The sequence below is a fragment of the Rhodococcus sp. WB9 genome (genome assembly GCF_007558985.1).
GTDB classification, from domain to species: Bacteria; Actinomycetota; Actinomycetes; order Mycobacteriales; family Mycobacteriaceae; genus Rhodococcus_F; species Rhodococcus_F opacus.
This window is the reverse complement of the sequence record NZ_CP041769.1, coordinates 1,044,343-1,069,921: the sequence shown is the minus strand read 5'-3', so window position 1 is coordinate 1,069,921 and position 25,579 is coordinate 1,044,343. Positions and strand designations below refer to the sequence as shown.

22 protein-coding genes and 2 pseudogenes are annotated in these 25,579 nt (G+C 67.9%); 14 read left to right on the top strand and 10 right to left on the bottom strand.

The window, feature by feature from the left end; genetic code table 11:
• Positions 1-25: 25 nt before the first annotated feature.
• From FND50_RS05155 to hypA, 3 genes are all read right to left on the bottom strand, one after another.
• Positions 26-1,081: a hydrogenase expression protein HypE gene (locus FND50_RS05155; protein ID WP_144284973.1), complete on the bottom strand. Its 1,056-nt coding sequence runs from the start codon at positions 1,079-1,081 to the stop codon at positions 26-28.
• Positions 1,082-1,241: 160 nt separating this feature from the next.
• Positions 1,242-2,075 carry a hydrogenase nickel incorporation protein HypB gene (hypB, locus tag FND50_RS05150; RefSeq protein ID WP_186301239.1) on the bottom strand — a complete coding sequence of 278 codons (834 nt, stop codon included), beginning with the start codon at positions 2,073-2,075 and terminating at the stop codon, positions 1,242-1,244.
• A gap of 5 nt (positions 2,076-2,080) precedes the next feature.
• The gene (hypA, locus tag FND50_RS05140) at positions 2,081-2,410 is read right to left on the bottom strand and encodes a hydrogenase maturation nickel metallochaperone HypA (protein ID WP_005244680.1); all 330 of its coding nucleotides are present in this window, start codon (positions 2,408-2,410) and stop codon (positions 2,081-2,083) included.
• Between the two features lie 141 nt (positions 2,411-2,551).
• Between hypA and FND50_RS05135 the strand changes: the two genes are divergently transcribed.
• Positions 2,552-3,814 (top strand): ATP-binding protein, encoded by a 1,263-nt coding sequence (locus tag FND50_RS05135; RefSeq protein ID WP_144284971.1) that lies wholly within the window; start codon positions 2,552-2,554, stop codon positions 3,812-3,814.
• A 39-nt stretch (positions 3,815-3,853) separates the two neighbouring features.
• Here FND50_RS05135 and FND50_RS05130 read toward each other — a convergent pair whose 3' ends face one another.
• Together FND50_RS05130 and FND50_RS05125 are read right to left on the bottom strand one after the other, a co-directional pair.
• Positions 3,854-5,002 carry an acetyl-CoA C-acetyltransferase gene (locus FND50_RS05130; RefSeq protein WP_144284970.1) on the bottom strand — a complete coding sequence of 383 codons (1,149 nt, stop codon included), beginning with the start codon at positions 5,000-5,002 and terminating at the stop codon, positions 3,854-3,856.
• A gap of 13 nt (positions 5,003-5,015) precedes the next feature.
• The gene (locus FND50_RS05125) at positions 5,016-5,630 is read right to left on the bottom strand and encodes a TetR/AcrR family transcriptional regulator (protein ID WP_005569817.1); all 615 of its coding nucleotides are present in this window, start codon (positions 5,628-5,630) and stop codon (positions 5,016-5,018) included.
• A 193-nt stretch (positions 5,631-5,823) separates the two neighbouring features.
• Here FND50_RS05125 and FND50_RS05120 point away from each other — a divergent pair.
• A pseudogene (locus tag FND50_RS05120) lies at positions 5,824-7,123 on the top strand (ISL3 family transposase).
• Between the two features lie 24 nt (positions 7,124-7,147).
• Here FND50_RS05120 and FND50_RS05115 read toward each other — a convergent pair.
• Both FND50_RS05115 and FND50_RS05110 read right to left on the bottom strand, forming a co-directional pair.
• Positions 7,148-7,948 (bottom strand): SDR family oxidoreductase, encoded by an 801-nt coding sequence (locus tag FND50_RS05115; RefSeq protein WP_144284969.1) that lies wholly within the window; start codon positions 7,946-7,948, stop codon positions 7,148-7,150.
• Positions 7,945-9,165, bottom strand: coding sequence for an acyl-CoA dehydrogenase family protein (locus tag FND50_RS05110; protein ID WP_144284968.1), 1,221 nt, complete (start codon positions 9,163-9,165; stop codon positions 7,945-7,947). Before FND50_RS05110 ends, FND50_RS05115 begins: the two co-directional genes overlap by 4 nt.
• Before the next feature lie 48 nt (positions 9,166-9,213).
• Between FND50_RS05110 and fadD3 the strand changes: the two genes are divergently transcribed.
• Genes fadD3 through FND50_RS05085 form a run of 5 tightly spaced genes read left to right on the top strand, consistent with a single transcriptional unit; the run spans position 9,214 to position 14,802 of the window.
• Positions 9,214-10,761, top strand: coding sequence for a 3-[(3aS,4S,7aS)-7a-methyl-1,5-dioxo-octahydro-1H-inden-4-yl]propanoyl:CoA ligase (gene fadD3 / locus FND50_RS05105; protein WP_144284967.1), 1,548 nt, complete (start codon positions 9,214-9,216; stop codon positions 10,759-10,761).
• Entirely contained in the window at positions 10,758-11,630 is an 873-nt protein-coding gene (locus FND50_RS05100) for an enoyl-CoA hydratase (RefSeq protein WP_144284966.1), read from the top strand. Before fadD3 ends, FND50_RS05100 begins: the two co-directional genes overlap by 4 nt.
• Positions 11,631-12,791 (top strand): acyl-CoA dehydrogenase family protein, encoded by a 1,161-nt coding sequence (locus FND50_RS05095; RefSeq protein WP_144284965.1) that lies wholly within the window; start codon positions 11,631-11,633, stop codon positions 12,789-12,791.
• Positions 12,788-13,756: an acyl-CoA dehydrogenase family protein gene (locus FND50_RS05090; protein ID WP_144284964.1), complete on the top strand. Its 969-nt coding sequence runs from the start codon at positions 12,788-12,790 to the stop codon at positions 13,754-13,756. Before FND50_RS05095 ends, FND50_RS05090 begins: the two co-directional genes overlap by 4 nt.
• Positions 13,753-14,802: an acyl-CoA dehydrogenase family protein gene (locus FND50_RS05085; RefSeq protein ID WP_144284963.1), complete on the top strand. Its 1,050-nt coding sequence runs from the start codon at positions 13,753-13,755 to the stop codon at positions 14,800-14,802. The genes FND50_RS05090 and FND50_RS05085 overlap by 4 nt, the downstream gene beginning before the upstream one ends.
• 51 nt (positions 14,803-14,853) lie before the next feature.
• Here FND50_RS05085 and FND50_RS05080 read toward each other — a convergent pair whose 3' ends face one another.
• The gene (locus tag FND50_RS05080) at positions 14,854-15,666 is read right to left on the bottom strand and encodes an HAD family hydrolase (RefSeq protein WP_144284962.1); all 813 of its coding nucleotides are present in this window, start codon (positions 15,664-15,666) and stop codon (positions 14,854-14,856) included.
• A gap of 66 nt (positions 15,667-15,732) precedes the next feature.
• On the opposite strand from FND50_RS05080, the gene FND50_RS05075 reads away from it, so the two are divergent.
• On the top strand, positions 15,733-16,614 hold the full coding sequence (locus tag FND50_RS05075) for an aldo/keto reductase (RefSeq protein ID WP_144284961.1): 882 nt from the start codon (positions 15,733-15,735) through the stop codon (positions 16,612-16,614).
• A 68-nt stretch (positions 16,615-16,682) separates the two neighbouring features.
• Here the strand turns inward: FND50_RS05075 and FND50_RS05070 are convergent.
• Positions 16,683-17,847: pseudogene (locus FND50_RS05070) on the bottom strand (cytochrome P450).
• Positions 17,848-17,988: 141 nt separating this feature from the next.
• Here FND50_RS05070 and FND50_RS05065 point away from each other — a divergent pair.
• From FND50_RS05065 to FND50_RS05045, 5 genes are all read left to right on the top strand, one after another.
• The gene (locus FND50_RS05065) at positions 17,989-18,840 is read left to right on the top strand and encodes an SDR family oxidoreductase (protein ID WP_186301237.1); all 852 of its coding nucleotides are present in this window, start codon (positions 17,989-17,991) and stop codon (positions 18,838-18,840) included.
• A complete protein-coding gene (locus FND50_RS05060) occupies positions 18,837-19,565 on the top strand; it encodes an acetoacetate decarboxylase family protein (RefSeq protein ID WP_144284959.1) in 729 nt (242 codons plus the stop codon). Before FND50_RS05065 ends, FND50_RS05060 begins: the two co-directional genes overlap by 4 nt.
• Before the next feature lie 120 nt (positions 19,566-19,685).
• Entirely contained in the window at positions 19,686-21,722 is a 2,037-nt protein-coding gene (locus tag FND50_RS05055; RefSeq protein ID WP_144284958.1) for a neutral/alkaline ceramidase, read from the top strand.
• Between the two features lie 147 nt (positions 21,723-21,869).
• Positions 21,870-22,718 (top strand): amino acid-binding protein, encoded by an 849-nt coding sequence (locus FND50_RS05050; protein WP_144284957.1) that lies wholly within the window; start codon positions 21,870-21,872, stop codon positions 22,716-22,718.
• 52 nt (positions 22,719-22,770) lie between these two features.
• The gene (locus FND50_RS05045; RefSeq protein ID WP_144288974.1) at positions 22,771-23,742 is read left to right on the top strand and encodes a beta-propeller fold lactonase family protein; all 972 of its coding nucleotides are present in this window, start codon (positions 22,771-22,773) and stop codon (positions 23,740-23,742) included.
• A gap of 2 nt (positions 23,743-23,744) precedes the next feature.
• Here the strand turns inward: FND50_RS05045 and FND50_RS05040 are convergent, their stop codons facing one another.
• A complete protein-coding gene (locus FND50_RS05040) occupies positions 23,745-24,944 on the bottom strand; it encodes an MFS transporter (RefSeq protein WP_144284956.1) in 1,200 nt (399 codons plus the stop codon).
• Between the two features lie 155 nt (positions 24,945-25,099).
• Between FND50_RS05040 and FND50_RS05035 the strand changes: the two genes are divergently transcribed.
• A complete protein-coding gene (locus tag FND50_RS05035) occupies positions 25,100-25,543 on the top strand; it encodes a MarR family winged helix-turn-helix transcriptional regulator (RefSeq protein WP_005254473.1) in 444 nt (147 codons plus the stop codon).
• Positions 25,544-25,579 lie beyond the last annotated feature (36 nt).

Genomic DNA, 25,579 nt, shown 5'->3' with positions numbered 1-25,579 from the left:
TACCCGCCCGAGACCCCGAGCGGGACTACCAGGTGCGTGTGGCGCCCGTGGTCAGTTTCGTACCGCGACTGCGCCAGTGCGGCTCTTTGTCCAAGGTGGTCTTGGTGATCTTGCGGAGACTCCGAACGGCGGACCCGTACAGTCCGGACGCCGCGGTGGAGATCCTGCCGCCCGGGGGTTCGTCCATGAACGGCATGAACTTGTCCGGGAAGCCCGGCATCGTGCACCCGATACAGATACCGCCCACATTCGGGCACCCACCGACACCGTTGATCCAGCCCCGCTTCGGGACGTTGCACTTGACGACGGGACCCCAGCACCCCAGCTTCACGATGCATTTGGGCGAGCCGTACTCGGTGGCGAAATCGCCCTGCTCGTAGTAGCCGGCGCGGTCGCAGCCCTCGTGCACCGTGGCACCGAACAGCCATTGCGGACGCAAGGCGTCGTCGAGCGGGATCATGGGCGCCTGCTCGGTGGCCATGTAGAGGAGATACGTCAGCGTCTCCGACAGATTGTCCGGTTGGATCGGGCAGCCGGGAACGCAGACGATGGGGATGCCCGCCTTCGACTTCCAATCCCAGCCGAGATAGTCGGGAACGCCCATCGCACCGGTCGGATTACCCGCCATCGCGTGGATACCGCCGTACGTGGCGCACGTCCCGGCCGCGACGATCGCCGTCGCCTTCGGAGCGAGACGATCGAGCCATTCACTCGTCGTCACCGGCTGACCGGTCTCGGGATTGTTGCCGAAACCGCACCAGTACCCCTCGTCGTGAAGTTGCTCGTTCGGGATGGAACCCTCCACCACCAGGACGAACGGTTCGAGCTCGCCGCGATCCGCCTTCCAGAACCACTCCAGGAAGTCGTCGGCGCCGCCCTCGGGGCCGTTCTCGAAGTCGATCAGCGGCCAGTGAACGGCCACTTTGGGCAGGCCCGGCAGGGCTCCCAGAGCAATCTCCTCGACACTGGGCTGCGTCGCAGCCGTCAAGGCCACCGAATCGCCGTCGCAACTGAGTCCCGCATTGATCCACAGCACGTGAATCAGGGTGTCCTCGGCGTTGATTGCTTCCTGTGTCGGCATATCAGGTCGCTTTCCGGAGTGAACACAACTCCTGTCGCCACCGGAGTCGACCGTCGGCCCACCTGTGTGGCGCTGATATTTATTTAGCTCCGCCGCCGAGCGGATGTCAACGGTCCTCGGCGCGTCGCACCGCCCGGCTCCGCCCGGTCGTGTAGGAGCGTCATTGCTTCGCAATCCAGTCGTACCACTGCGCAATGCCCTGGCCCGTCGTCGCCGACAACGTGATCATCTGCAGGTCGGGGTTCACGGACCGGGCGTATTTCGTGCAGAGATCGACGTCGAAGTCCACGTACGGCAATAGGTCCGCTTTGTTCACGATCACCAGGTTCGCCGCCGCGAACATGTGCGGATACTTGAGCGGCTTGTCCGTCCCCTCGGTCACCGAGATCACCACCACCCTGCTCTTCTCACCGAGATCGAACAGTGCCGGACAGACGAGGTTCCCCACGTTCTCGATGAACAGCAGCGAGTTCGGCTCGGGGTCGAGGGCGGTCAGCGCGTCCCGCATCATCTCGGCGTCGAGATGGCACCCGGCGCCCGTGTTCACCTGCACCACAGCACATCCCGTCGCCTTGATGCGGTTGGCATCGAGCATCGTCTCCTGATCACCCTCCACCACCGAGACGCGCCGCCGCCCACCGATGTCGGCGATGGTGCGTTCGAGCAGCGTCGTCTTCCCCGACCCCGGCGAACTCATCACGTTCAGCGCGAGCACCCCACGTCCGGCCAGCCAGCCCCGGTTGCGCTCCGCCGTGAGGTCGTTCTTCGCCAGCACCTTCTGCTCGAGGGTCACCGTCTCGGTCGCGTGCTCGTGGGGGTGTTCGTGAGTGTGGGGGTGGTCGTGGTCGTGGTCGTGGGGGTGGTCGTGGTCGTGCGGGTGCTCGTGGTCGTGCGAATGATGGTGGTCGTGCGAATGATCGTGGTCGTGCGGGTGCTCGTGGGGCACCGTGATCCTGGTTCCGGTCTCGTCTCCGCATCCACAGGTGGCACACATTTGCGTCAGCTCACTTCCATCGAGAGGATTCGTAGTTCCCGACCCGACGTGACCTCCACGTCCGCACTTCCGCACGGGCACAGCAACACCAGGTCCGTGAGCGCGAAATCCTCGCCGCACTCACGGCAGTGCGCGCCGCCCGGGGTGTGGTCGATGTCGAGACGGGCACCGTGCGCGACGGTCCCTTCGGTGACCAGTTCGAAACAGAACTGCATCGAATCGGCGACCACGGCCGTCAACGCCCCCACCTGTACGCGCACACTGTGGACCGTCCGTCCCGCGGCGGTCTCGCAGACGGCGTCGACGACGCTCTGGGTGATTGCCAACTCGTGCATCACGGCCCCGTTCAGGACTCGTCACCTGTGGATTCGAGCGTAGCGCTTCCCGCCCGTGAGTACTTATTAACCGCGGGCGGTTAATAAGTACTCACGGCAGACGTAGTCTGAGGAATCCGCCATCCACTACAGGGAGGGCGCATGGACGCCTGGACCATCCGAGACTTCGAACCGGAAGATCTCGAGGCTGTCGTGCGCATGGACAGCAGTTCCACCACCACGGACCAACTGCCCCTGTTCGCGCTCTCGGACGTGGTCGGGAGTCTGCTGAATCGTCACCCCGCGGTCGTCGCGACGAGGGACGGGCACATCATCGGGACGGCGGCCGCTCGCGTCGACGAGGACCGCGCCTGGGTCATGCGGATCTCCCTCGATCCCGAATGGCGTGGGCAGGGGCTCGGCAGCGCCCTGTTGTCGCAGCTCGAGCACCGGCTCCTCGCCAGAGGAGTGCGACGGGTGACCGCCCTCCTCCCCGAAGGGGAGACCGGTGCGACGGCGCTGACCAATTCCGGATTCACGGCCCGCACCGGAGTCACGTACTACGAGAAGCTCGGAACGGTGTCGCCCCGCACGGCCGGGCTTCTGGCGACGCTCGGCGGTGCGGTACCGCCCGCCGGACTGTGGAGACAGGTCGCCGGCATGACCCGGGAGAAATCGCTGATCGAACGCAAGATCGTGCTCCCACTGTCACGGCCGGCGCTGGCCGCCGACCACGGGGTGGCAGCACCCCGCGCGGTGGTGCTGTTCGGGCCGCCGGGAACCGGGAAGACGACGTTCGCGCGTGCCATCGCCAGCCGGCTCGGCTGGCCGTTCGTCGAACTGTTCCCGTCGCGGCTCGCGGCCGCCGAGAGCGGTCTCGCCGCCGGCCTCGGGGAGGCGTTCACGTCGATGGGCGAACTCGAGCACGTCGTCGTCTTCATCGACGAGGTGGAGGAGGTGGCGGCGCGGCGCCGGCCCGGGTCGCAGTCCGTCGGGGTGGTGAACGAACTGCTGAAGTCGATCGTCAACTTCCGCGAACGCGGCGGGCGGCTACTGGTGTGCGCCACCAATTCCGTTCGAGCACTGGATGATGCGTTCCTTCGACACGGACGTTTCGACTACGTGCTGCCGATCGGCGCGCCGGACGCGGAGGCCAGACACGCCCTGTGGGAGCGGTACCTCGGCAACGAGCAGGTCGACGTGTCCGCCCTCGTCGCCGCGACCGAGGGCTACACGCCCGCCGATGTCGCGCACGCGGCACGGACCGTGGCGCAGGCGACCTTCGAGTGCAGCGTCGATTCGGGTGGACGCTGCCATGCCGGCACCCAGGACTATCTGGACGTGATCGGCACGGTGCGTCCCACCCTCACCGCCGAGATGATGCGGGCGTTCACGGAGGACATCGCCGGTCATGCCCGCACCTGACCTGTGAGTACTTGTTAACCGCCGGCGGTTAACAAGTACTCACAGGCGTTCGATGATGGTGGCGTTGGCTGTGCCGCCGCCCTCGCAGATGGTCTGCAGACCGTAGCGGCCGCCGGTGCGCTCGAGTTCGTTGAGGAGTGTGGCCATCAGCTTCGTGCCGGTCGCGCCGAGCGGGTGGCCGAGGGCGATCGCGCCGCCGTTGACATTGACCTTCGCCGGATCGGCGCCGATCTCCTTGATCCACGCGAGGACGACCGGTGCGAATGCCTCGTTGATCTCGACCAGGTCGATGTCGTCGATGCTCAGACCCGTCTTCTCCAGCGCGTAGCGCGTGGCCGGGATCGGCGCGCTGAGCATGAAGATCGGGTCGGCGCCGCGGGCGCTCAGGTGGTGGATGCGGGCCCGGGGGGTCAGGCCGTACCTCTCGACCGCTTCCGGTGAGGCCAGCAGCACCGCGCTCGCGCCGTCGGAGATCTGGCTCGCGACCGCGGCCGTGAGACGTCCCCCGTCGGTGAGGGTCTTCAGGGCGGCCATCTTCTCGAGGCTGGTCTCGCGGGGCCCCTCGTCCGTCGTCACGTCACCGAACGGGACGATCTCGCGGTCGAAGCGACCCTCGGCGATGGCCGTCCGCGCCCGCTGGTGGCTCTGCAGCGCCCAGCGCTCGAGTTCCTCGCGGCTGATGTCCCACTTGTCCGCGATCAGTTCGGCGCCGTTGAACTGCGACACTTCCTGGTCGCCGTAGCGTTCCGTCCAGCCCGTCGATCCGCCGAAGGGGGTGTCGAATCCGTACTGCTGACCGACCACCATCGCCGAGGCGATCGGGATCTGGCTCATGTTCTGCACACCGCCGGCGACGATCAGGTCGGCGGTGCCGCTCAGGATCGCCTGCGCACCGAAGTGCACGGCCTGCTGACTGGACCCGCACTGCCGGTCGACGGTGACCCCTGGGACTTCTTCCGGGTAGCCGGCGGCCAGCCACGCGGTGCGGGCGATGTTGCCGGCCTGCCCGCCGATCGCGTCGACGCAACCGAAGACGACGTCGTCGACACCGGCCGGGTCGATGCCCGTGCGCTCGACGAGGGCCTTGATGACGTGCGCACCCAGGTCGGCCGGGTGCACGCCGGACAGGCCACCGTTCTTCTTGCCGATCGGTGTGCGAGCGGCATCGACGATGTAGGCCTCGGTCATGTGAAACTCCTAGTCAGTTACGGGGACTCGCAAGTCCGTCGAGGACGATCGAGAGGTATTGCTTGGCGACGGTGTCGACCGTGACCGAGCCGCCGGGCCGGTACCAGCGGACGGCGACCCAGGCGGTGTCGCGGAGGAATCGGAAGGCGAGCTCGACGTCGATGTCGGACCGGAAGCTGCCGTCCTTCACACCCGCCTCGAGCACACCCATCCACAGCTCGCGGAATTCGGTGTTCAGTTCGGACAGGTACGCGAAGCGCTCGTTGGCGACGAGGTGCTTCACCTCGTCCTGGTAGATCGCGACCGCGGAATGCGACGCGTCGATCGCCTCGTAGGACGTGGTAACCAGCGCTTCGAGGGTGGCGCGACTGTCGAGTCCGGACGCGACGATCTCGCGGTACTTGCCGAACAGGTCGTCGAGGAAGCCCCGTAGGATCTCGTCGACCATCGACTCCTTCGAGTCGAAGTGGTGGTACAGGCTGCCCGACAGGATGCCCGCGGCGTCGGCGATGTCGCGCACGGTGGTGGCCCGCAGGCCGCGTTCGGCGAACAGGGTGGCCGCGATGTCGAGGAGTTCGGTCCGGCGTCCGGACTTGCCGGACGTGTCGTCGGCGGGGGGTGGCGTCATCGTCACATCCTATCAACCAAGCGCTTGTTAGGGCCTCCGGCCCCGTGCGCCTTTCTGGTTGCTGGAACTACCGAAAAGGGGCTCTACTGCTGTGATCGTGGGTGGTAGCTGGGCATTGTAAGGGCGCACGCCGTTGTCCCAGTAGCGTTCTGGCTTGTCTAGGGTCAGTCGGCTACATGTGTGGGAGAACGGCGTGCGCGAAGCCAGGATATGGCGTCAGGTGTTGGGTGTCGAAAAGACGGTGATCGAGCACGTTGATTTCGATGCCACGGCCGTGGCGGTGATCGTCGCGGTCCGGCCGCAGGCCCGGGCCCGGTCCCGGTGCGGGCTGTGCGGTCGGCGTAGCCCCGGCTACGACGGCGGCACCGGGCGGCGGCGATGGCGCGGCCCGGACTGCGGCCTGGTCCGCACCTTTATCGAGGCCGACGCCCCACGGGTGTCCTGCCGCGAACACGGGGTCACGGTGGCCGCTGTGCCCTGGGCCCGGCACCGCGCCGGGCACACCCACGCGTTCGACCAGACGGTGGCGTGGCTGGCCACGCACACCTCGAAGGCCGCGACCTGCGAGGTGACGCGCACCGCCTGGCGCACGGTCGGGGCGATCGTGGACCGGGTGTGGGCCGACACCGCACCCGCCCGGGACCCGCTGGCCGGGCTGCGTCGGATCGGGATCGACGAGATCTCCTACAAGAAGGGCCACAAGTATCTGACGGTCGTCGTCGACCACGACTCCGGCCGGCTGGTGTGGGCCGCCCCGGCCGCGACGCGGCCACCCTGTCCGGGTTCTTCGACCGGCTCGGGCCCGAACGCTGCGCGAAAATCACCCACGTCACCTCGGACGCGGCCGGGTGGATCGGATCGGTGGTGGCCCGGTACTGCCCGGATGCGATCCGCTGCGCGGACCCGTTCCACGTGGTCGCCTGGGCCACCGAAGCCCTCGACGCGGTCCGCCGGGCCGCGTGGAACCGGCCCGGGCCACCGAGAACGCCTCCCGCGGCGGCGGCTGGAAACCACGCCGCCGCCCGAAGGGCGGACCAGCTCAAACGGTGAAACGCAGCCGGTGGGCGTTGCTGAAGAACCCGGACACCCTCACCACCGGGCAGCAGGCGACGCTGCGGTGGATCGAACTGCACGACCCGGTGCTGCACCGCGCCTACCTACTCAAGGAAACCTTGCGGTTGATCTTCCAACTCCCGGCCGAGAACGCCGCCACCGAACTCGATCGATGGATCGGCTGGGCGAGACGGTCCCGGATCCCGGCCTTTGTCGCGTTGCAGAAAAGCATCCGCGCCCACAAACCCGCCATCCTCGCCGCCATCGAACACGGCCTGTCCAACGGGCGCATCGAATCGGTCAACACCAAAATCCGCCTCATCACCCGACGCGGATTCGGGTTCCACACCCCCGAGGCCGTCATCGCACTCGCGATGCTCAGCCTCGGGGGCGCTCGACCACAACTACCCGGCCGAACCCACCCACGAATGAGTCAGTAGAGCCCGAAAAGGCGCACAGGGCGGCTACGCCCTCTGCGACGAGACCGACACGACCTCACCGGTGAGGTAGGTGGTGTAGTCGCTGGCGAGCATGGCGATGGTGGCGGCGATTTCCCACACCTCGGCGGCACGGCCGAACGCCTCGTCGGACGCCAGCTTGTCGAGGAGTTCCTCGCTGGTCACCTTCGCGAGGAATGCGTGCCGTGCGATGGACGGCGCGACGGCGTTGATCCGGACGCCGTACTCGGCGGCCTCGATCGCACTGCACCGGGTCAGGGCCATGACGCCGGCCTTCGCGGCCGCGTAGTGCGCCTGCGAGTGCTGCGCCCGCCACCCGAGGACGGACGCGTTGTTGACCAGTACGCCGTTGTGCGGGGCCTCCTTGAAGTAGCGCAGTGCGGCGCGGGTGGCCCGGAACGTTCCGTTCAGGGTGATGTCGAGGACGCGGTCCCACTCCTCGTCCGTCATGTCGACGAGCGGGGTCTCGCCGCCGAGTCCGGCGTTGTTGACGAGGACGTCGATCCTGCCCAGCGCGCCGGCGGCGCCGGAGATCAGAGCGTCCACCTGCTCCGTGCTGGACACGTCGCACGTCAGCGCTTCGACCGCCTGACCGGGGAACTCGGCGGCCAGTTTCTCCTTGGTCTCGAGAAGTCGACGCTCGTGCCAGTCGGACACCAGCACGTCGGCGCCCTCGAGCAGGGCGCGTCGCGCGGACGCGAATCCGATGCCGGTGCCCGCCGCGGCGGTGACGACGACCTTCTTGCCTTTCAACAGGTCATGCCCCGGAGTCTCGACGGGCGCGGTGGCGAGCGGAGTAGTAGTCATGAACGGGCCTCTCGGGGAAGTCCGAGCACGCGCTCGGAGATGATGTTGCGCTGGATCTCGTTGGATCCGCCGTAGATGGTGTCGGCGCGGGTGAACAGGAACAGTCGCTGCCAATCGCCCAGTTCCAGATGTTCGGGGTCCGTGACGTCGGACGACGGATCGGCCGGGGCGAGCAGCGACGCCGCGCCCTGCACGTCCATGGCCAGCTGACCGAGATCGCGGTGCCAGTTGGCCCACAACAGCTTCGCGACGGACGCCTCCGCGCCGGAGGTCCCGGCGTCGACCGCTTCCAGGGTGCGCAGGGCGTGTGCCCGCATCACCCGCAGCCCGACCCATGCGCGGGCGATCCTCTCGCGGATGTTCGGGTCGGTCGCCGCACCGTTGGCCTTCGCGAGGTCGACGACGCCCTGCAGTTCGCGGGCGAACCCGATCTGCTGCCCGAGCGTGGACACGCCGCGCTCGAAGGTGAGCAGACCCATCGCGACCCGCCAGCCGTCCCCCGGCTCCCCGACCACCAGATCCGCGTCGGTGACGGCGTCGTCGAAGAACACCTCGTTGAACTCGGACGTGCCGGTCAACTGCTGGATGGGCCGGACCGTGACGCCGGGCTGGTCGAGCGGGACGAGCAGGAAGCTCAGGCCCTGGTGCCGCTTGGATCCCGGTTCGGTGCGGCAGAGGACGAACGCCCACTGGGCGACGTGCGCGAGGGACGTCCAGACCTTCTGCCCGTTGATCACCCACTTGTCGCCGTCGCGGCGTGCGGTGGTCGCGACGTTGGCGAGGTCGGAACCGGCGCCCGGCTCGGAGTAGCCCTGCGCCCACAGTTCGGTCACGGTGTTGATCCCGGGAAGGAAGCGGCGCTTCTGTTCCTCGGTACCGAAGGCGATGAGCGTCGGCCCGAGCAGTTCCTCGCCGACGTGGCTGACCCGCGCCGGCGCCCCCGACTTCGCATACTCCTGATGGAACACCACCTGTTGCGCCAGCGTGGCTCCGCGCCCGCCGTGCTCTGTCGGCCAGCCGAGGCAGGTCCATCCCGCCGCGGCGAGATGACGGTCCCAGGCGAGCCGTTCCTCGAAGAACTCGTGCTCGCTGCCGGGGCCGCCTTTGCCTTTCAGCCGGGCGAAGTCGCCGGTGAGGTTGTCGTTCAGCCACGTCCTGACGGTCTGCGCAAAGTCGTCGTCGGTGATCAGCCCGTCCGGGCTCTCGCTCTGGTCCACGTCTGTAAGATAACCTACCAAGCACTTGCTAGGTAGGTAGGGAGCCCAGTGACCGAACAACCGACAACCACTCCGTCCGCCCTGAAACGGGCCGCACGCGAATTCGGCGAGCTCACAGCCGTGGCGGACGGCGATGTCCGTCTGACCTTCACACAACTGCACGACCGTGTCCGCGATTTCGCCGCAGCACTCAGCTCACAGGACGTGCGCCCCGGCGATCACGTCGCGGTGTGGTCGCCCAACACGTATCACTGGGTGGTCGCGGCGCTCGGCATCCACTACGCCGGCGCGACTCTCGTCCCGATCAACACCCGGTACACGGCCACCGAGGCCCTCGACATTCTCGAGCGCACCAAGACCACCGCATTGGTGGTCGCGGGCAAATTCCTCGGCACCGACCGGTACGCGGCGCTGCGCGACGAGTCGAGCACCCTCGACCTGCCGACCGTCGTCCGGGTTCCGGTCGACGGCGGCGACGTCGAGGTTCCCGGCGTCTTCGACTTCGACGACTTCCTCGCCCTCGCCGGCGAGGACACGCGCGCCGAGGCCGACGCCCGCGCGGCCGCCGTCTCCCCCGACGACGTCTCCGACGTCATGTTCACGTCGGGCACGACGGGCCGCAGCAAGGGCGTGATGAGTGCGCACCGGCAGTCGGTGGGCATCGCGCAGGCGTGGGGAGAGTGCGCCGAGGTGACCTCCGACGACAACTACCTGATCATCAACCCGTTCTTCCACACCTTCGGGTACAAGGCGGGGTTCCTGGTGTGCCTGCTGAACGGGGCGACGGTAGTGCCGATGGCGGTGTTCGACGTTCCGAAGGTGATGGCGACCGTGCACGACGAGCAGATCACCGTGCTCCCCGGCGCCCCCACGATCTTCCAATCGATCCTCGACCACCCGGACCGCCCGAAGTACGACCTGTCCAGCCTGCGGGTCGCGATCACGGGCGCGGCCGCGGTTCCGGTCGCACTGGTGGAACGGATGCAGTCGGAGCTGAGCTTCGACGCCGTCCTCACCGCCTACGGTCAGACGGAGGCGGTGGTGGTCACGATGTGCCGGACCGACGACGACCCGGTGACCGTGTCGACCACGTCGGGTCGCGCCATCCCCGGGATGGAGGTCCGGATCGGCGACAAGAGCGAGATCCTGGTGCGCGGCGAGAACGTGATGCTCGGTTACCTCGACGACCCCGAATCGACCGCCAAGACCATCGATGCGGACGGCTGGCTGCACACCGGCGACGTCGGGACCCTGGACGACCGCGGTTACGTCGACATCACCGACCGCCTCAAGGACATGTACATCTCCGGCGGTTTCAACGTGTATCCCGCTGAGGTGGAGAACGCTCTTGCCCGACTCGACGGCGTCGCGGAGTCTGCCGTCATCGGCGTTCCCGACGAGCGGATGGGCGAGGTCGGGCGGGCCTACGTGGTCGCCAAGCCGGGCTCGACGCTCGCCGAGGACGACGTGGTCGCGTTCTGCAAGGAGCGACTCGCCAACTTCAAGGTGCCCCGGTCGGTGCGCTTCGTGGACTCCCTCCCCCGGAACCCCTCCGGGAAGGTCATGAAAAACGTTCTGCGTGAGGAGAAGAAATGACGGTTCCGGACGAGGGTGACGTCGTCACCTACGAGATGCGTGACGGTGTCGCATTCGTGACGCTCAACCGCCCCGACTACCGCAACGCCCAGAACTCGGTGATGACGTACGCCCTCGACGCCGCGTTCGAGCGGGCCGTCGAGGATGATGACGTGAAGGTGATCGTCCTCGCCGGCAACGGAAAGCACTTCAGCGCCGGGCACGACATCGGGACCCCGGGCCGGGACCATCACGTGCAGTACGACAACAAGGCCGTGATGTGGTGGGACCACGTCGACAAGCCGGGTGGCGACCAGCGGTTCGCCCGCGAGATGGAGGTCTATCTCGGGATGTGCCGTCGCTGGCGCGAGATCCCGAAGCCGACCATCGCGATGATCCAGGGCGCGTGTATCGCCGGCGGCCTGATGCTGGCGTGGGTGTGCGACCTCATCGTGGCGTCGGACGACGCGTTCTTCTCCGATCCGGTCGTGCGTATGGGCATTCCGGGAGTCGAGTACTTCGCGCACCCGTGGATGCTCGGACCGCGGTTCGCGAAGGAAATCCTCTTCACCGGCGACCGGTTCACCGCGCAGCGCGCTTACGAGGTGGGCATGGTCAACCGCGTCGTGCCGCGCGAGGACCTGGAGCAGGAGACCCTTGCCATCGCCGGACGCATCGCCGCCATGCCCCGGTTCGGTCTCGCGCTCACCAAGAAGGCCGTCAACCAGTGCGAGGACCAGATGGGCATGCGGAACGGCATGGACTCCGTCTTCGGTCTCCACCACTTCGCGCACGCGCACAACGCCGAGATCGACACCGATCCGCTCGGCGGCATGGATGCCAAGTCGATGGCGGCCAGTGCGCGCAACTCGAACGAAGGGGCGAAGTAAGTGGATCTCGAGTTCGACGCCGCCACCGTCGCATTCCGCGAGGAGGTGCGGACCTTCCTGCGCGACAACGTTCCCGCCGAGCCGCTGCCGTCGATGGATACCGCGGAGGGTTTCGAAGCGCACCGCGAGTGGGAACGCACTCTCGCCGACGCCCGGCTGTCGGTGGTGTCGTGGCCGGAGGAACTGGGCGGACGCGACGCGTCGCTGCTGGAATGGGTGGTGTTCGAGGAGGAATATTACCGCTCGGGTGCGCCCGGACGCGTCAGCCAGAACGGCATCTTCCTGCTCGCCCCGACACTGTTCGAGCACGCGAATGCCGAGCAGTTGGCCCGCATCATGCCGCGGATGGCCCGCGCCGACGACATCTGGGCGCAGGCCTGGTCGGAGCCGGAGTCGGGTAGCGACCTCGCGTCGCTCCGCTCCACCGCCCGGCGCGTCGACGGCGGCTGGGTGCTGAACGGGCAGAAGACGTGGAGTTCGCGGGCGAGCTTCGCGGACTGGGGTTTCGGGCTGTTCCGATCCGACCCGGACGCCCAGCGGCACAAGGGCATCACCTACTTCATGTTCGACCTGCGCTCGACGGGTGTGACCGTGCGCCCGATCGATCAGCTGGACGGCGAGCCCGGTTTCGCGGAGATCTTCCTCGAGGACGTCTTCGTCCCGGACGACCCCGCGAACCCCGGCGAGTCCGGAGTGATCGGCGGCGTGAACGAAGGCTGGCGCGTGGCGATGAGCACCGCGTCCAACGAACGCGGACTGTCGCTGCGCAGCCCGGGCCGTTTTCTCGCGACGGTCGACCGGCTCGTCGAACTGTTCCGGGACAGCGGCCGCACCGACGACGCGGCCTTGCGAAACAAGGTCGCCGACGCCTGGATCGGCGCACGCGCCTACCAGCTGAACACGTTCGGCACCGTCACCCGGCTCGCCGACGGCGGGCAGCTGGGCGCCGAATCGTCGATCAACAAGGTGTTCTGGTCGGAGTGGGACATCGCCACCCACGAGACCGCACTCGAACTTCAGGGCGCCTCGGCGGAGCTCGCGGACAACTGGATGGACGGCTACCTGTTCTCCCTGTCCGGTCCGATCTATGCCGGCACCAACGAGATTCAGAAGAACGTGATCGCCGAGCGGCTGCTCGGCCTACCGAAGGCGGATCGATGAGATTCACACTCGACTCCTCCCATCAGGACTTCGCGTCCAGCATCGACGCCTTGCTGTCGAAGGCGGACATGCCGGCGGTGATCCGGTCGTGGAACACCGGTGACACGGGTCCGGGTCTGAAGGTGTGGCAGCGCCTCGCCGAGACCGGAGTCAACGGACTGCTCATCGCGGACGAGCACGACGGACTGGGCGCCGACGCCGTCGACCTCGTCGTGGCCGTCGAACAACTCGGCCGCCATGCCGTTCCCGGCCCCGTGGCCGAGACCGTCGCGGTCGTGCCGGCCCTGCTCGCGCAGGTGGCCCCGGACCGGTTGGCGGCGTTGGCATCCGGTTCGCTCGCCACAGTCGCGGCCGCGCCGCACGTGCCGTTCGCCGTGGATGCGGACTCAGCCGATCTGGTCCTGCTCGTCGATGGTGCGACGGTGAGCCTCGGACAGGCCGGGGTGGTGCAGAACTCGGTGGATCAGTCGCGACGGCTGTTCCCCCTCACCGCCGGGGTCGCCCTCGGCGACGTCGACTTCACGCCCGTGTTCGACCTCGGGGCGTTGGCCATCGCCGCCCAGTTGCAGGGACTCGGGCAGACTATGCTCGACGTCACCACCGACTACGCCAAGCAGCGCAAGCAGTTCGGCAGGGTGATCGGACAGTTCCAGGCCATCAAACATCACCTGGCCGAGGTCGCGGTCGGGCTGGAGATGTCGCGGCCGTTGCTGCACGGTGCGGCGCTGTCGGTGCGGGACGGGTCCGTCGACAGTTCCCGGGACGTCTCGGCGGCGAAGGTGGCGTGCGGGGATGCCGCGTACCGGGCGGCGCGGGTGGCGCTGCAGGTGCACGGCGCCATCGGCTACACGCAGGAACACGACCTGTCGCTGTGGCTCACCAAGGTCCGGGCACTGGTCACGGCCTGGGGCACGCCGGCGTTTCACCGTGGCCGCGTCGTCGACTCGCTCGTGGAGGCGTCATGAGTTTCGACAACGAGGAGCGGGCGGCGCTCCGGTCGTCGGTCAGGGATCTGCTGGGTAAGCACTCCGACTCCGCCGCGGTCCGCCGGGCGATCACCACCGACCACGGTTACGACGACGCCCTGTGGTCCACGTTGTGCGAGCAGATCGGCGTCGCCGCCCTCGCCGTTCCGGAGAAGTACGACGGCGTCGGGGCGTCGCTGCTGGAAGTCCATGTGGTGCAGGAAGAACTGGGCCGCACGCTGACGCCGTCGCCGATGCTGGGCAGCGCCGTGCTGGCCGCGCAGGCGCTGGTGCTGTCGGGGGACGACGACGCGTGCGCCCGACTGCTGTCCGGCATCGCGGCGGGTTCGGTGGCCGCGCTGTGCTGGGCGGGTGCGGACGGCTGGTCCGGTTTCGGGGTCACTTCGTCGGGCGAGGCGCTGTCGGGGACGGCGTCGTACGTGCTCGACGGTGACGTCGCGGACGTGCTGCTGGTTCTCACGTCCGAAGGCCTGTTCGAGGTCGACCCGGCGGCGGACGGCGTGACGCGTCGTCGCGTCCCGGCGATGGATCCGACGCGTCCGCTGTCGGAGGTGATCTTCGACGGGGTCGCGGCGCGTAGGCTCGTCTCCCCCACCGACCTCGTCGACCAGTTGCGCACGGTCGCACTCGTCGCGTTGTCGGCGGAACAGGTGGGCGCGGCGTCCGCGGCGCTGGAGCAGACGGTCGAGTACGCGAAGTCGCGCAAGCAGTTCGGCCGGGCGATCGGGTCGTTCCAGGCGCTCAAGCACCGCATGGCCGACATGTACGCCCTCGTCGAGACCGCCCGGTCCATGTCGTACGCCGCGGCGCTGTCGGGGACGCACGAGGACGCCGTCATCGCGAAGGTGTACTGCTCGGAGGCGCTGCAGCACGTCGCGGCGGAGGCCATCCAGCTGCACGGCGGCATCGCGATCACGTGGGAACACGACGCGCAGCTGTACTTCAAACGTGCGCACGGGAGTGCACAGCTCTTCGGGCAGCCGCGCGAGTACCTGCCCGAGCTCGCCACCGCCGCCGGGCTGTAGGCGGCTCCGCCGCCCGTGCGCCTTTCTGGTAGCTGGAACAACCAAAAAGGCTCACGGGCGCAGCCCCTCCAGGTAGCTCGCGACCCCGTCTTCATCGTTGCTGGGCAGGACGTGGTCGGCGAGGGCGAGGACTTCCGGCAGCGCGTTGGACGGGCAGAGTGCCGTGCCCGCCCACGTCAGCATCGGGACGTCGTTGATGGCGTCCCCGGCCACGGCGACCTCCTCCGTCGAGATCCCGTCGACCGCGCAGAGCTCGGCGAGCGCACTCGCCTTGGACACGCCGGACGCCGCCATCTCGACGTACGGCGCGCCGGAGTGCGTCAGCTCGACGCCGTCGACCCCGGCCGCCACCGCCGCCCGGTACAGCTCCGCGCTGGGAACCTCCGGGTGCCGGGCAACGATCTTCACCATCGGCTCGTCGATGTCGGGCAGCAGTTCCGACAAAGTCATCTCGTGCGGGTGCCGGTGGTGGTCGGCGAACTCGCACAACGCCGCGTACGCCGGTTCGGCGACGAAGCGCGTCGGGCCGATGTTCGCGAACACGACACCGGGCATCAACGTCCGCACCCGGTCCATCGCCGCCGCGGCCGACGCCATCGCGATGGACGTCGTCGCCGTGATCACCGGGGTTCCGTCGGCCAGATCGAGGACCACCGCCCCGTTCGCGCAGATCGCCTTGCCGCGGAATCCGCACGACTGCGCCAGCTCGTGCACCGAATGCCGGGCGCGGGCCGTTGCCCACACCACCTCGACCCCCGACAGTCGCGCATCTTCCATGGCCTGCGCGGTGCGCGGCGAGATCGTGCGGTCCGACCGCAGCAGGGTGCCGTCGAGGTCCGTCGCCAACAGCCGAATTTGCGTCACCTCCGCATGATGCCAGGCGGCGCATGTACCCCTCACGACCCCACCGCAGTCGATAGCCTGGACAGCATGAGTCCTCGAGTACCCAGCATCGTGCTGAATTCCGGAACCATCCTCCCGCAGCTCGGCTTGGGAGTCTGGCAGGCGGACAACGACCAGACCGAACACGCCGTCGGGTTCGCCCTGGACGAGGCGGGCTACCGGCACATCGACACCGCCGCCGCATACGGCAACGAGGAAGGGGTGGGCCGCGGTATCGCGAACTCGGGTGTCGCCCGCGAAGACATCTTTCTCACCACCAAGTTGTGGAACGCGGATCAGGGCTACGAACCGGCGTTGAAGGCGTTCGACGCCAGCCTCGGACGACTCGGCGTCGATTATGTCGACCTGTACCTGATCCATTGGCCGCTGCAGGACGACGACCGCATCCTCCGCACGTGGGATGCGCTGGAGAAGATCGCCGAGTCCGGTCGCGCGAAGGCGATCGGTGTGTGCAATTTCGCACCGCGTCACCTGCAGTTGCTGATCGACCGGGGCGGCGTCGTTCCGGCGGTCGACCAGGTGGAGTTGCACCCGCATCTGGCGCAGCAGGAGATCCGGACGTTCGCCGTCGAACACGGCATCGCCGTCGAGTCGTGGAGCCCGCTCGGTGGCACCAGCAACTCGGGGTGGGGTGACGACTCGAAGCCGAACACGCTGCTCACCGACCCGATCATCACCCGCATCGGCGACCGGCACAGCAAGAGCGCCGCGCAGGTGCTGATCCGCTGGCACCTGCAGAGCGGGCTGATCGTCATTCCCAAGTCGGTCCACGAGTCGCGGATCCGCGAAAACATCGACGTGTTCGATTTCGAGCTCAGCGAGCAGGACCTCAGCGAGATCGAGACGATGGACGACGGCACCCGTGTCGGCGCCCACCCGGACGAGTTGAACATCGACGCACCGGAGTAGGCGGCTCCGCCACCCGTGCGCCTTTTTGGCTGTTCCAGCAACCAAGAAGGCGCACGGGCGCGGAGCGCCTAAAGCTTCACCGGCATCTCCTCGAGCCCGGACACGAAGTTGGCAGGACGACGCCGCAGCGGGCCGTCGTCGACGAGCACCATGCCCGGCAGCCGCGACAGCAGTTGCTCGAACATGATCTTCGCTTCGAGCCGGGCGAGTTGGTTGCCGAGGCAGAAGTGGGTGCCGAAACCGAACGCGACGTGCGGGTTCGGCGACCGTTCGATGTCGAACACCTCGGGATGCGCGAACACCGACTCGTCGAAGTTGGCGGATTCGAACAGCAGCATCATTTTCTCGCCCTGGCGCAGGTCGGTTCCGAAGAATTCGACGTCGCGGGTGACCGTGCGGCACATGTTCTTGATCGGCGACGACCAGCGCAGCATCTCCTCGACGGCCGCCGGGATACCGTCGGGGTCGTTCACGAGCCGCTGTTGCTGGTCGTGGTGACGCATCAGCTGTTCCATGCCGCCGCTGAGGACGTGCCGGGTGGTCTCGTCGCCGCCGATCAGGATCAGCAGGGTTTCGCCGACGATGTCCGGGTCGCTGAGCCGGTGACCGTCGATCTCGCTGTGCACGAGGATGCTGGTGAGGTCGTCCGTCGGATTCTTCCGCCGCTCCGCGATGGTGCGGAGCGTGAATTCGTTGAATGCCAGGTAGGCGTTCGCCTGTGCCTGGAGTTCCTCCTGGGTGGCGTTGCTCCCGAGGGCGTTCATCAGGTCGTCGGACCATTGCAGGAAAGTGTCGCGTTCCTCGGGCCGCACGCCGAGCATGTCACCGACGACGGCCATGGGGAGCGGCGCGGCCAGATCGCGCACGAAGTCCACTTCGCCCTTGTCGCGCGCGGCGTCGATGAGGTGATCGCAGATCTCCCGGATCCGGTCAATCTTCGCTTCCACCTGCTTACGGGTGAAGCCGGCGTTGACGAGTCGGCGATGCTGCAGGTGCTGCGGGTCGTCCATGTCGATCATCTGCGGCAGCGGGCCTACCCCGGGCCGAATTCCGCCCGCGTTGGAGAACAACTCCGGATTGCGTTCGGCCGCCAGGACGGCCTCGTACGATGCGGCGCCGAGAATCCCGTCCGCGCGATACACCGGTTCGTGGGCGCGCATCCTGCCGCGGGTCGCCGAGCTCGCCCGAGTAGAACCGTCCGTCGATCAGATCGAATTCCGGCCTGTCCGTCATCGGAGTACTCCTCAGCATTGAATCCCGCCAATCGTGCCCTGATAATAGAACGTGTTCTTACTATGACGCAGTGGTATAGCGGCAAGTTTCACGACCTTTCGGCTCGAGAATTGACACGAGTTCTATTACCTGGAGGTGGACGTGGTTACCCACGACGGCAGCAGCGGGCTCGCGAAGACGTCCGTACTCGTCACCGGCGGCGGCAGTGGCATCGGACTGGGCGTCGCCACCGCCCTGGCGGCCGAGGGCGTCCACGTCACGATCTGTGGTCGCAGCGAAGAGAAACTGACGCGCGCAGCGGAGCAGATCACCGCCGACAATCCCGCGGGGACAGTGGACACGATCACCGCCGACGTCACGAACGAGGACGACGTCATCCGCGCGGTCGCCAGGGCGAGCGAGCGCACCGGGCGACTCGACGGCGTCGTCACGTGCGCAGGCGGGAACGAAACGGTGGGACCCGTGACCCAGCTGGACGTCGACGCGTGGCGGCGGACCGTGGACCTGAACGTCACCGGCACCATGCTGACGATCAAGCATTCCGCCCGAGCGCTCGTCGCCGGAGGCGGCGGCTCCATCGTCACAATCTCCTCGATCGCGAGCAGCAACACCCACCGCTGGTTCGGCGCCTACGGTCCGTCCAAGGCGGGAGTCGACAACCTGACGCAACTCGCCGCCGACGAACTCGGGGCCAGCAACGTCCGCGTCAACTGCATCCGCCCCGGCCTGACCCGCACCGACCTCGTCGCGCTCATCACCGACGGCGGACCCGTCCTCGACGACTACATGGCCAACACCCCGATCGCACGGATCGGCGAGGTCACCGACATCGCCGCGCTCGCCAAGTTCCTCCTCGGCCCCGACTCCACCTGGATCACGGGGCAGATCATCAACGTCGACGGCGGCCAGATGTTGCGTCGCGGGCCCGACTTCACGTCGATGTTCGAGCCCATGTTCGGCGCCGACGGCCTGCGCGGGGTGGTCGCGCCGTGACGTCGCATCAGGTTCTCGGCAAGCAGGTCGACATGCCCGTGCAGATCCGGGCCGCGTCGGCGTTCATGGCCGTGTATTCGGTGCCGACCGCCGCCGCCCAGTCGCTGATCGACTACTCCGGACTGGAGATCCTGCAGTTCCGGCCCGGACGCGGCATCTGCGTGCTCGTGTTCGTCGACTACGTGGACGGCGACCTCGGCCCGTACAACGAATTCGGGGTTGTGCTCCTCGTCCGCGACCCTCGGGCCGACGGCACCTCGGTCCGCCGGGACCTGAAGGCGCTGGCCCGGGGCCGGGCGGGGGCGCTGATCCATCAACTGCCCGTCGACGGCGACTTCACCCTGGCCGCCGGTCGCGGCATCTGGGGCTTCCCGAAGGTCCTGGCCGATTTCGACGTCGACCACACCGGTTCCGTCAAGCGCGGTTCGGTGAGCCGGGACGGCCGGCTGATCGCCCAGTTGAGCGTCAAACCGGGCATCGCGGTGCCGGGTTCGGGGGCCGGCACGTCGCTCGCCGCCTATTCGCACCTCGACGAACTCACCCGGTTCACCACCTGGGACATGAACCCGACCGGGGTCCGCTCCCGGCCCGGAGGCGCGGAGCTGAAACTGGGCAGCCACCCGATCGCGGACGAATTGCGGTCGCTGGGACTTCCGAAACGGGCACTCCTCACGTCCTCGATCCCCGAATTGAAGATGATGTTCGGGGACGCGCGGCCCGTCTGACCGCACGCACGTGGGGGGTTGCGCCGATTACCGAACTGGGGTCCAATACCGGCTACGGTTCTGGACGCTTGACCAATTCGTGGCACCCCCGGGGGGCGGCCGCCGAAAGGACGATCGGTAGTGCAGATCAGACGACGCAGCGTGCTCGCGGGGGCGGCCCTGACTCCGGCGTTCGCCGCGCTCGGTTCCGGGACGGCGGCCGCAGAACCCGCGACCGACGGCGACGGCGAATTCCTCGTCGGTGTCGGCATTTCCGATGCCACCGGGCCGGTCGCCGACGTCGGGATGATGGGGTACTCCAGTTTCGAGCAGCGCGCCGAGGGACTGCATCAGCGGACTCGTGCGCGGGCGTTCGTGTTCGCCGAGCCCGACAGGCAGCGCGTGGTCTACGTGTGCGTCGACGTGTGCATGATCTTCCAGTCCGTTCACGACGCCGTACTCGCCCGGCTCGCGGAACTCCACGGCGACCTGTACACCGAGCGGAACGTCATGCTCACGGCGGTGCACTCCCACGCGGCGTGCGGCGGCGCGTCCCACGACTACGCCTACAACCTCGCCGTGCTCGGCCACAACCGTCAGGTGTTCGACGCCGAGGTCGGTGGCATCGTCGAGGCGATCACCGCCGCGCACGATTCCCTCGCCCCCGGTTCAGTGTCGTACGGCCGCAGCGAACTCACCGATGCCAGCGTCAACCGTTCGCGGATCGCCTTCGACCGCAACCCCGCCGAGGACCGGGACTACTATCCCCTGGGTATCGACACGTCGATGCGGGTCCTGCGAATCACGCAGGGCGGCAGAGACGTCGGGGCGATCAACTGGTTCCCGACCCACGGCGCTTCGCTCACCGACACGAACCATCTGATCTCCGGTGACAACAAGGGCGCGGCCGCCTACTTCTGGGAGCACGACCACGAGGGTGTTCGTTACCTCGACGACCAGAAGCCGCATTTCGTCGCCGCGTTCCCGCAGACGAACACCGGCGACATGTCCCCCAACCTCGATCTCCGGCCCGGCCACGGTCCCACCGACGACGAGTTCGAGAACACCCGCATCATCGGGCAGCGGCAGGTCGCGGCAGCACGCACGGCGTGGGAGTCGGCGTCGGAGACCCTCACCGGCGGCGTGGACAGCCGAATCATGTACCTCGACATGGCCAATCAGGAGGTCGGCGGCGAATTCACCCCCGACGGCCGCACCTGCCGGACGTCCCCCGCGTGTGTCGGCGCCGCCATGAGCGCGGGCAGCACCGAGGACGGTCCGGCCATCCCGATCTTCCCGGAGGGCACCACCAATCCGCTCGTCGACGCACTCGGTGGGATGGACGCGCCGATCCCGCAGTGGCTGCAGGATGCGCAGGCCCCGAAACTCGTGCTCGTGGCCGTCGGTCTGCTGCCACCCGACGGGTGGGTTCCGCACGTGCTGAAAATCCAGATCCTCCGCATCGGTGGGGTGTACGTCGTGGGCGGCCCAGCGGAATTCACGATCGTGTCCGGGCTGCGGATCCGCCGCACCGTCGCCGACAGACTCGACGTCCCGCTGGATAACGTGATCTTCCAGGGTTACGCCAACTCGTACGCGAGTTACTGCACCACCCCGCAGGAGTACGACGCGCAGCAGTACGAGGGCGGCTCGACCCTGTTCGGCCGATACACACTGCCCGCGTACCAGCAGGGATTCGCGGCTCTTGCGGACGCTTTGCGCACCGGTCGCGACGTTCCCCGCGGCCCGGCACCCCGCGACGTGTCGCAGTTCCAGCCCTATCTCGGTCCGGGCATCGACCGCGACGAACCGCCCGCAGGCCGCGTCTTCGGCGACGTGCTGACCCAGCCCGCCGCGAAAGCGTCGGCGGGCGAACAGATCGCGGCCGAGTTCGTCACCGGCCATCCCCGGAACGACCCGCGCCGACGTGGCACGTTCCTCGAGATCCAGCGCCGGGGCGGCGACGGCTGGGTGCGTCACGCCGACGACGGCGACTGGTCGACCAAGTACCGCTGGACGCGCACCGGGCCGAACCAGTCGGTCGCGCGCATCACGTGGGACGTCCCGGACGGAACACCCGGTGGGCGCTACCGTGTGCAGCACTTCGGCAACAGCCGCGACGCGGCAGGCACGATCACCGCGTTCACCGGGACGTCGACCGAATTCGAGGTCGGATAGCTCTCGACGTGCCCCCGCTCACAAGCGGGGCCGCGGTGTCTCGCCCACCACATAGACGTTGCACCCCAACGGATTTCACGATCATCCGTCACACCACCGACCGTGCGATGAAACTACTCGGCAATACTTCCGGACGACAGTGGGTGCATGAACGATGCCGCGAGAGAACCCGGAGTTCATGTCAACGCGTGCGAGGCGTGCGGTCGGCTTCCGCACCCCCGCCGTCTCCGCCTGGCGCTCGCGAAACTGTGCGCCGTATTTCCCGTCGAACTAGTGCTCCACGCCTTGGTCATTCATTTCCACGTCTCCTATCTGATGACCGTCACGGTCCTGACCGTCAGTACCACGGTGTTGGTGATCTGGGTGGTGGAGCCGTCGGCGATGAGACTGCTCGGTGGCTGGCTGCACGGTCCGCCCAACGGCAGGCACGGCGATCTCCCGACCGGGCAGTCACTCTGGCGTATCCGTGTCCGGGTGAGCGACCAACCGGGACAGCTCGAGTCGCTGGCGCGCAACCTCGCGAAGCTGGATGCCAACATCCTGACCGTGCACGTCCATCACCTGGACGGCGGTTCGCTCGACGAGTTGATCGTCGGCGCGGACCGGGGGACGTCACCGGAGGCGCTGTCGCATGCCGTCCGGGCCGGGGGCGGCCGCAGTGTGGGCATCTGGCCGGCGTCTGCGCTCGCGCTGATCGACGGACAGACGAAGGCGCTGACGTTGGCGTCGCGGGTGGCGGCCGATCCGTCCGAACTGCCCCTGTCGATCGCGGAGCTTCTCGGCGCCCAGTACGTCGATTCGCGCGTGAGCGACCATCCGGCCACGGCGGCGTCCGTCGCGATCCCGTCGGGCGAGGGCGAGCCGCTCGTCTTCGTGCGGCCGGCGGACGAGCCGTTCACTCCGGCCGAGATCGCGCGTGCTCGTCGCCTCAGCGAGCTGGCGCGGCGAACACGCGAGACCGCGAACGCGGGGGGACTCGCCGAGCCTGCCACGTGATCTTGCCGACATCCCCGACGGCGGCCTGCGTGCGAGAGACACTACGACGGTGATGTTCGCCCGCACTTCGACCGTCCTGACGATCGGCGCCGCCACGCTCGGGCTGCTGGCCACCACCGCCGGCGCGGCGCCGACGTACGCCGTCACCGCCACCGTCCCCGTCGGGCAGACGCCGATGCAGGTGGCGGTCGCACCCAACGGCGCCGTCACGTACGCCACGAACTCCGGGGCCAACAGCGTCTCCGTCATCGACACCGCGACGAACGTCGTCACCGCCACCGTCCCGGTGGGCGGCGGACCCACCGGGATCGCCGTCACCCCGAACGGTGCGCGGGTGTTCGTCGTGAACACCGCCGACCGGACGGTGTCCGTGATCGATACCGCCACCACCACGGTGGCGGCCACGATCCCGGTCGGCGAATTCGCCTTGGCGGTCGCGGTATCCGCCGACGGGGCCCACGTCTACGTCACGAACGGCGTCGAGAGCACCGTCTCCGTGATCGACACCGCCACGAACACGGTGACCGCCACGGTTCCGGTCGGCGCCTTCCCCATCCAGCTCGCGGCCAACGGCACGCACGTGTACGTCACCAACTCCTCCGACAACACGGTGACAGTGATCGACACGGCCACGACGACCGTCGTCGACACGATTCCCGTCGCCTCCCACCCCAGTGCCGTGACGGCGACGAACGACCGGGCCTACGTGCGGAGCGGCGCGGAGATGTCGGTGATCGACGCCGCCACCAACACAGTGACCGCCACGTTCGGCGTCGACGGGATAATGGGCGGCGCCGCGGTGACCGGGGACGGAAACACGCTATACGTCATCGACTCCGAGGGTGGGTCCGTCACGGTCTTCGATCCGGGCACCAACGCCGAGGTGACGTCGCTCGCCGTCGGCGGCAGTGCCGGTGGCGTCGCGGTCTCCGCCGACGGCACGAAGGCCTACGCCACCAGCCAGAACGACAACACGATCGCCACCATCACGCGCGCAGCGGGCGACGCGACGCGGCCGCGCTGACGCTAGACCGATACCACCGCCGGATCCTCCTCCACCGACTCATCTTTCGACCGACGGTCGAGGGCGGTGGCGAGGACGAGAACGGCGAGCGCCCCCACGGTCAGTGCGGCACCCATCCAGATCGGCGACGTGAAGCCGAGTCCCGCTGCGATGGTGATGCCGCCGAGCCAGGCCCCGAGTGCATTGCCCACGTTGAAGGCGGCGATGTTCGCGCCGGACGCCATCGTCGGCGCCTGTGCCGCGTAATTCATGATCCGCATCTGCAGCCCGGGGACGGTCGCGAAACCGAAGGCGCCCATGAAGAACAGGGCTACGATCGTCATCGGCTTGCTCCCCGCGGTGAGCGCGAACACGACGAGCACGACGGTGAGCACGGCGAGGATCGTGATCAGCGTGCGGGTGAGTGCCTTGTCGGCGGCCCGGCCACCGAGGACGTTGCCGACGAACAGACCGCCGCCGAAGAGCACGAGTAGCCACGGGACGCTTGTCGACGCGAATCCGCCGACCTCGGTGAGGGTGAACGCGATGTACGTGAACGCACCGAACATGCCGCCGAATCCGAGGATGGTGACGGCGATCGAGAACCACACCTGCGGAGACCGGAAGGCCTGCAGTTCGGTGCGCAGACCGCCGGATTCCGGTGCGCCCGCCGGACGGGACACGGACGGCACCAGCGTTGCGATGCCGATCAGCGCCACGACGCCGATGACGGTGATGGCCCAGAACGTGGAGCGCCAGCCGAACTGCTGGCCGAGGAACGTGCCGAACGGGACGCCGAGAACGTTGGCGATGGTCAGTCCCGCGAACATCGTCGCGATCGCGCCTGCCCGCTTGCTCGCGGGCACGAGGTCGGCGGCGAGGACCGAGCCGATGCCGAAGAACGCGCCGTGGCACAGGGCTGCGAGGACGCGTCCGCCCATCATGACCTCATACGTCGGGGCCAGCGCCGACAGCAGATTGCCGCCGATGAACAGCACCATCAGCGCCTGGAGCACGCGTTTGCGGTCGAAGCGGGTGACGGCTGCGGTGATGACGATCGCCCCGATGGCGACGGAGAGGGCGTAGCCGGAGATGAGGTAGCCGGCCACCGACTCGCTCACCTGGAAATCGGCCGACACCTCCGGCAGCAATCCCATGATGACGAATTCGGTGAGACCGATCCCGAAGCCGCCCATTGCGAGGGCGAGCAGACCCAGTGGCATCGCAGCCACTCCTTTCGTACAGACTGGGAGATAAGAGCGCTAGCTCGAATACCGCGTCTGCATTAGTTGCAGGCGCGCCATAAATAGTTGCACACGCCTGCTATGTGCGCAAGCTGGTATTCTGACCTTGCAGTCGTATCCACAGGAGGTGGCCCATGGCAGTCGCTGACGACGCCGTCGAGATCCGGTCGCAGGGATGGCGCACGCTCGCGGCCCTGCACGGGCTGCTCGAGGCGGAGCTCGAGCGCGCCCTACAGCGCGGGCACGATCTCTCGGTGGTCGAGTACACGGTGCTCGACGCACTCAGCCGTCAGGACGGCTGGCACATGCGCATGGCGCAACTCGCCCGCGCGGCGGCGCTGAGCAGCAGCGCCACCACCCGGCTGGTGAACCGTCTGGAGAACCGCGGACTGCTCACCCGCATTCTGTGCGACGACGACCGTCGCGGCATCTACACCGAGCTCACACCCGCGGGCCGGGCCGCACTGGACGAGGCGCGCCCCACCCACGACGCCACGCTGGAAGCGGCGCTCGATCGGGCCGCCGACATTCCCGAGCTCGCCCACCTCGCCCGAGCCCTACACGAGTTCCCAGCATAGGTGAGTGCCAAGGCGTGCCGGAGCACTCCTTGCCAC

Bases quoted from the DNA above. Each gene is read 5' to 3' on its own strand.
- FND50_RS05155 (WP_144284973.1), bottom strand. From the start codon at position 1,081: ATGCCGACACAGGAAGCAATCAACGCCGAGGACACCCTGATTCACGTG.
- hypB (WP_186301239.1), bottom strand. From the start codon at position 2,075: ATGTGTGCCACCTGTGGATGCGGAGACGAGACCGGAACCAGGATCACG.
- hypA (WP_005244680.1), bottom strand. From the start codon at position 2,410: ATGCACGAGTTGGCAATCACCCAGAGCGTCGTCGACGCCGTCTGCGAG.
- FND50_RS05135 (WP_144284971.1), top strand. From the start codon at position 2,552: ATGGACGCCTGGACCATCCGAGACTTCGAACCGGAAGATCTCGAGGCT.
- FND50_RS05130 (WP_144284970.1), bottom strand. From the start codon at position 5,002: ATGACCGAGGCCTACATCGTCGATGCCGCTCGCACACCGATCGGCAAG.
- FND50_RS05125 (WP_005569817.1), bottom strand. From the start codon at position 5,630: ATGACGCCACCCCCCGCCGACGACACGTCCGGCAAGTCCGGACGCCGG.
- FND50_RS05115 (WP_144284969.1), bottom strand. From the start codon at position 7,948: ATGACTACTACTCCGCTCGCCACCGCGCCCGTCGAGACTCCGGGGCAT.
- FND50_RS05100 (WP_144284966.1), top strand. From the start codon at position 10,758: ATGACGGTTCCGGACGAGGGTGACGTCGTCACCTACGAGATGCGTGAC.
- FND50_RS05090 (WP_144284964.1), top strand. From the start codon at position 12,788: ATGAGATTCACACTCGACTCCTCCCATCAGGACTTCGCGTCCAGCATC.
- FND50_RS05085 (WP_144284963.1), top strand. From the start codon at position 13,753: ATGAGTTTCGACAACGAGGAGCGGGCGGCGCTCCGGTCGTCGGTCAGG.
- FND50_RS05075 (WP_144284961.1), top strand. From the start codon at position 15,733: ATGAGTCCTCGAGTACCCAGCATCGTGCTGAATTCCGGAACCATCCTC.
- FND50_RS05050 (WP_144284957.1), top strand. From the start codon at position 21,870: ATGAACGATGCCGCGAGAGAACCCGGAGTTCATGTCAACGCGTGCGAG.
- FND50_RS05045 (WP_144288974.1), top strand. From the start codon at position 22,771: ATGTTCGCCCGCACTTCGACCGTCCTGACGATCGGCGCCGCCACGCTC.
- FND50_RS05040 (WP_144284956.1), bottom strand. From the start codon at position 24,944: ATGCCACTGGGTCTGCTCGCCCTCGCAATGGGCGGCTTCGGGATCGGT.
- FND50_RS05035 (WP_005254473.1), top strand. From the start codon at position 25,100: ATGGCAGTCGCTGACGACGCCGTCGAGATCCGGTCGCAGGGATGGCGC.